The organism is Streptococcus sp. Marseille-Q6488 (assembly GCF_946902925.1).
GTDB lineage: Bacteria > Bacillota > Bacilli > Lactobacillales > Streptococcaceae > Streptococcus.
Genome location: NZ_CAMPPZ010000026.1, coordinates 1 through 5,396 on the forward strand (window position 1 = coordinate 1; position 5,396 = coordinate 5,396).

Below are 5,396 nucleotides of genomic sequence, written 5' to 3' on the forward strand. Positions count from 1 at the left end.
CGAAGATGAATACGATTTAAAAAAACGATGGAAATTAGTGTAAATGATTTTAAGGAAAAATAAGTAAAAACTCAACTATTTACAAGTGATGATAACTATTTGTAAACGTTTTTCACTTATGGTATAATAAGCATTGTATTTATTGTATATGAATCTGGAGAAAAAATCAAAGATATTTTTGACGGATAATATGAGAACAAGGGAGAATATATGACCTTAGAATGGGAAGAATTTCTAGATCCTTACATTCAAGCTGTTGGTGAGTTAAAGATTAAACTTCGTGGTATTCGCAAGCAATATCGTAAGCAAAATAAGCATTCTCCGATTGAGTTTGTGACGGGTCGGGTCAAGCCAATTGAGAGCATCAAAGAAAAAATGGCTCGTCGTGGCATTACTTATGCGACCTTAGAGCACGATTTGCAGGATATTGCTGGCTTACGTGTGATGGTTCAGTTTGTAGATGACGTCAAGGAAGTAGTGGAGATTTTGCATAAGCGTCAGGATATGCGAATCATACAGGAGCGAGATTACATTACTCATCGAAAGGCTTCAGGCTACCGTTCCTATCATGTGGTAGTAGAATATACGGTTGATACCATCAATGGAGCCAAGACCATTTTGGCAGAAATTCAAATTCGTACCTTGGCCATGAATTTCTGGGCAACGATAGAACATTCTCTCAACTACAAGTACCAAGGGGATTTCCCAGATGAGATTAAGAAGCGACTGGAAATTACAGCTAGAATCGCCCATCAGTTGGATGAAGAAATGGGTGAAATTCGTGATGATATCCAGGAAGCCCAGGCTCTTTTTGATCCCTTGAGTAGAAAATTAAATGACGGTGTAGGAAACAGTGACGATACAGATGAAGAATACAGGTAAACGAATTGATCTGATAGCCAATAGAAAACCGCAGAGTCAAAGGGTTTTGTATGAATTGCGAGATCGTTTGAAGAGAAATCAGTTTATACTCAATGATAGCAGTCCGGACATTGTCATTTCCATTGGTGGAGATGGCATGCTCTTGTCGGCCTTTCATAAGTACGAAGACCAACTTGATAAGGTACGCTTTATCGGTCTTCATACAGGACATCTGGGCTTTTATACCGATTATCGTGATTTTGAGTTGGATAAGTTAATGACCAATTTGCAGCTAGATACCGGAGCAAGGGTTTCTTACCCTGTTCTAAATGTGAAGGTTTTTCTTGGAAATGGAGAGGTCAAGATTTTTCGTGCCCTCAACGAAGCCAGCATTCGCAGGTCTGATCGAACCATGGTGGCAGATATTGTCATCAATGGTGTTCCCTTTGAACGTTTTCGTGGAGACGGGCTAACAGTTTCGACACCGACTGGTAGTACTGCCTATAACAAGTCTCTTGGTGGTGCTGTTTTACATCCTACCATTGAAGCTTTGCAATTAACGGAAATTGCCAGCCTTAATAATCGTGTCTATCGAACGCTGGGCTCTTCCATTATTGTGCCTAAGAAGGATAAGATTGAACTCATTCCAACAAGAAATGATTACCACACCATTTCGGTTGACAATAGTGTCTATTCTTTTCGTAGTATCGAGCGAATCGAGTATCAAATTGATCATCATAAGATTCACTTTGTCGCGACTCCTAGCCATACCAGTTTCTGGAACCGCGTTAAGGATGCCTTTATCGGCGAGGTGGACGAATGAGGTTTGAATTTATCGCAGATGAACATATCAAGGTTAAGACCTTCTTAAAAAAGCACGAGGTTTCTAAGGGGCTGCTGGCCAAGATTAAGTTTCGAGGTGGGGCTATTCTGGTCAATGACCAACCGCAAAATGCAACATATCTATTGGATATTGGGGACCGCGTTACTATTGATATTCCCGCTGAGGAAGGCTTTGAAACTCTGGAAGCTATCGAGCGCTCACTGGATATTCTCTATGAGGATGACCACTTTCTAGTCTTGAATAAACCCTATGGAGTGGCGTCTATTCCTAGTGTCAACCACTCCAATACCATTGCCAATTTTATCAAGGGTTACTATGTCAAGCAAAATTATAAAAATCAGCAGGTTCACATTGTAACCAGGCTTGATAGAGATACTTCTGGCTTGATGCTCTTTGCCAAGCACGGCTATGCCCATGCACGATTAGACAAGCAGTTGCAGAAGAAGTCCATTGAAAAACGCTACTTTGCTCTGGTTAAAGGAGATGGATATTTAGAGCCTGAAGGAGAAATTATTGCTCCGATTGCGCGTGATGAAGACTCTATTATCACTAGAAGAGTAGCTAAAGGTGGGAAGTACGCCCATACTTCCTACAAGATTGTCGCTTCTTATGGAAATATCCACTTGGTCGACATTCGCCTGCATACTGGACGTACCCACCAAATCCGAGTCCATTTTTCTCATATTGGTTTCCCTTTGTTGGGCGATGATTTGTACGGAGGTAGTCTGGACGACGGCATTCAACGTCAGGCCCTGCATTGCCATTACCTATCCTTTTATCATCCATTTTTAGAGCAAGACTTGCAGGTATCAAGTCTCTTGCCGGATGATTTCAGTAACCTTATTAAACAGTTATCAACTAATACTCAATAAAATATATTAGAGTATAATTTATTATTTTAAAGGAGAAAACTCATGGAAGTTTTTGAAAGTCTAAGAGCCAACCTAGTTGGTAAAAATGTCCGCATCGTTCTACCTGAAGGAAAAGAACCTCGTATTCTTCAAGCTACGAAACGCTTGGTAAAAGAAACAGATGTTATTCCAGTCTTGCTTGGTAAACCAGAAAAAATTAAAATTTACCTTGAAATTGAAGGGATTCACGAGGGTTATGAAGTCATCGATCCTGACCACTACGCTAAGTTTGACGAAATGGTTGCTGCGCTCGTTGAACGTCGAAACGGTAAGATATCAGAAGAAGAAGCTACTAGACTCTTACGTGAAGACGTTAACTACTTTGGTGTAATGCTAGTATATATGGGCTTGGTTGACGGTATGGTTTCAGGTGCACTTCACTCAACTGCTGCAACAGTTCGTCCAGCCCTTCAAATCATTAAAACTCGTCCTAATGTTACTCGTACTTCAGGTGCCTTCCTAATGACTCGTGGTTCAGAACGTTACCTATTTGGTGACTGTGCTATCAATATCAATCCTGATGCAGATGCCTTGGCTGAAATTGCGATTAATTCAGCAATCACTGCGAAAATGTTTGGTATAGAACCAAAAATTGCTATGTTGAGCTATTCAAGTAAAGGTTCTGGTTTTGGTGATAACGTTGATAAGGTAGTAGCAGCTACACAACGTGCGCACGAACTACGCCCAGATCTTGAAATAGATGGGGAATTGCAATTTGACGCTGCCTTCCACCCTGAAACGGCAGCTTTAAAAGCTCCAGGAAGTAAAGTTGCTGGACAAGCAACTGTATTTATTTTCCCAAGTATCGAAGCTGGAAATATCGGTTACAAGATTGCAGAACGTCTCGGTGGTTTCTCAGCTGTGGGACCTGTTTTACAAGGTTTGAATAAGCCAGTTAATGACCTTTCACGTGGATGTAGTGCAGAAGATGTTTACAATTTGACTCTTATCACAGCAGCTCAAGCTGTTCATCAATAAGATTTAGTCCTCTTTCCCTTGGGAAGAGGCTTTTTATACTCAATAAAAATCAAAGAGCAAACTAGAAAGATAGGCGCAGGCAGTACTTGAGTACGACAAGCCGACGCTGATATGGTTTGAATTTGATTTTTGAAGAGTATTAAATGAGTATGAAAAGAGAATTTTTTCATTAGAAAACGCATAATATTGAGTGTTTTTGACACCTGCTATTATGCGTTTTTTATAATTTTTGCACCTTTCTTAGCCTTTGTTATCGACAAGTATTGTTCTAGGTCCTTGTTTTTAGAATGGCAATTTCCCAGCGAAAGCACCCAGTTTTTTCTTGGTAGTTTCATCGATTTGTTCAAGAGCAGAGTTGATGGCTTGAACGGTCATATCAGAAAGAGTTTCAAGGTCCTCTGGGTCAACGACAGCTGGATTAAAGTCAATGCTGACAACTTTCTTATCTCCAGTTAAGGTCGCTTGGACAAGGTCTTGAGCAGATTTGCCAACAAATTGCATAGCTGCAAGTTCAGCTTGACTTTGTTCCATTTGTTTTTGAAGTTTTTGTGCTTGGCGCATCATGTTTTGCATGTTCATCATAAGATTTCTAAAGTTCCTTTCGTTTCAAGGGGATAATCCTTGTTGTTAACAAGTGCCTGATTTTCTCTCCTAATTGTTATTAGTAGCATAGCCATCAAGCCCAAGTACTGATTTTATTATACCATTTTTTTAAGACATAGTCTTTTATTGGTGAGAGTTATTTATATCAAGGAGTGATTAGAAATAAATTAAAATAATGATTTTTGCTAAGAGGGGCTCTATTCTAGTTTCATGGAAATGATTTTACTAAAGGTTCGTATGCTTTGTTTACAAACATGTTACCTCTATCTATTTTTGGATAAATAGTTGTCTATTATTATTTTTATGCTAATAGTAAAATCTAAATGGTAGCCTACGATTTTTTAGAAAGAAAATGGTACAATATTCTAAGAGAAAATACAATGGGAGGGAAAATGAGGTTATTACCTATAAGAAAAATATCACGTCAGTCTAAAAGGTTAGCACTTTTTTTGACGTTTTGTGCTGGATATGTAGATGCTTATACTTTTATTGTTCGCGGGAATACCCTTGTAGCTGGACAAACAGGAAATGTTGTCTTTCTTTCGGTGGAGCTAATACAAAATAATGTTTCGGATGTTAGGGATAAGCTTTTAACCTTAATAGCGTTTATGCTGGGAGTTTTTTTACTAACCATTTATAAGGAAAAATTGAGAATTGTAAAAAAACCGATTCTGTCACTGATTCCTTTGGCAATACTATCAATCATTATTGGTTTTGTGCCGCAAACTGTAGATAATATCTATCTAGTACCGCCCTTAGCCTTTTGTATGGGCTTGGTGACAACTGCCTTTGGTGAGGTTTCGGGTATTGCCTACAATAATGCCTTTATGACAGGGAATATCAAACGGACGATGTTAGCTTTTGGAGATTATTTCCGGACCAAGCACACTCCTTTTTTACGTGAAGGCTTCATATTTGTTAGCCTGCTTAGTAGTTTTGTCCTTGGTGTTGTCTTTTCAGCTTATTTGACGATTTTCTATCATGAAAAGACCATTCTTGGTGTTCCTATTATGATGAGCATTTTTTATCTCAGTATGCTTTTTGCCTCGTGGCGGAAAAAAGTAAAAGAAAAGGTAAATTCCCAAACTAACTTCCACTGCTAATCCAAGTGGAAGTTAGTCTGATAAAAATCGTAAAAACCAGTGGAAATCCGTGTCAGGGTAAGTTCTACTGGTTTTAAACATGCTTGATTTCATCGC

At 39.0% G+C, this 5,396-nt stretch carries 6 protein-coding genes; 5 read left to right on the forward strand and 1 reads right to left on the reverse strand.

Translation table 11 applies throughout. The features are described 5' to 3' along the window. Window positions 1–210: 210 nt before the first annotated feature. From OVN23_RS10225 to pta, 4 genes are read left to right on the forward strand one after another with little or no spacing between them, the layout of a single operon-like run. Window positions 211–882 carry a GTP pyrophosphokinase family protein gene (locus OVN23_RS10225; RefSeq protein ID WP_000171681.1) on the forward strand — a complete coding sequence of 224 codons (672 nt, stop codon included), beginning with the start codon at window positions 211–213 and terminating at the stop codon, window positions 880–882. After that, on the forward strand, window positions 866–1,684 hold the full coding sequence (locus tag OVN23_RS10230; RefSeq protein WP_000799049.1) for an NAD kinase: 819 nt from the start codon (window positions 866–868) through the stop codon (window positions 1,682–1,684). The genes OVN23_RS10225 and OVN23_RS10230 overlap by 17 nt, the downstream gene beginning before the upstream one ends. Next, on the forward strand, window positions 1,681–2,577 hold the full coding sequence (locus OVN23_RS10235) for an RluA family pseudouridine synthase (RefSeq protein ID WP_173217832.1): 897 nt from the start codon (window positions 1,681–1,683) through the stop codon (window positions 2,575–2,577). Before OVN23_RS10230 ends, OVN23_RS10235 begins: the two co-directional genes overlap by 4 nt. Window positions 2,578–2,619: 42 nt before the next feature. Continuing rightward, complete coding sequence (gene pta / locus OVN23_RS10240; RefSeq protein WP_173217834.1) at window positions 2,620–3,594, forward strand: phosphate acetyltransferase; 975 nt, start codon at window positions 2,620–2,622, stop codon at window positions 3,592–3,594. Between the two features lie 282 nt (window positions 3,595–3,876). Here the strand turns inward: pta and OVN23_RS10245 are convergent, their stop codons facing one another. Then, entirely contained in the window at window positions 3,877–4,176 is a 300-nt protein-coding gene (locus OVN23_RS10245; RefSeq protein ID WP_000981526.1) for a YbaB/EbfC family nucleoid-associated protein, read from the reverse strand. 401 nt (window positions 4,177–4,577) lie between these two features. Between OVN23_RS10245 and OVN23_RS10250 the strand changes: the two genes are divergently transcribed. After that, window positions 4,578–5,300 (forward strand): YoaK family protein, encoded by a 723-nt coding sequence (locus OVN23_RS10250; RefSeq protein ID WP_173217894.1) that lies wholly within the window; start codon window positions 4,578–4,580, stop codon window positions 5,298–5,300. Window positions 5,301–5,396: the final 96 nt, after the last annotated feature.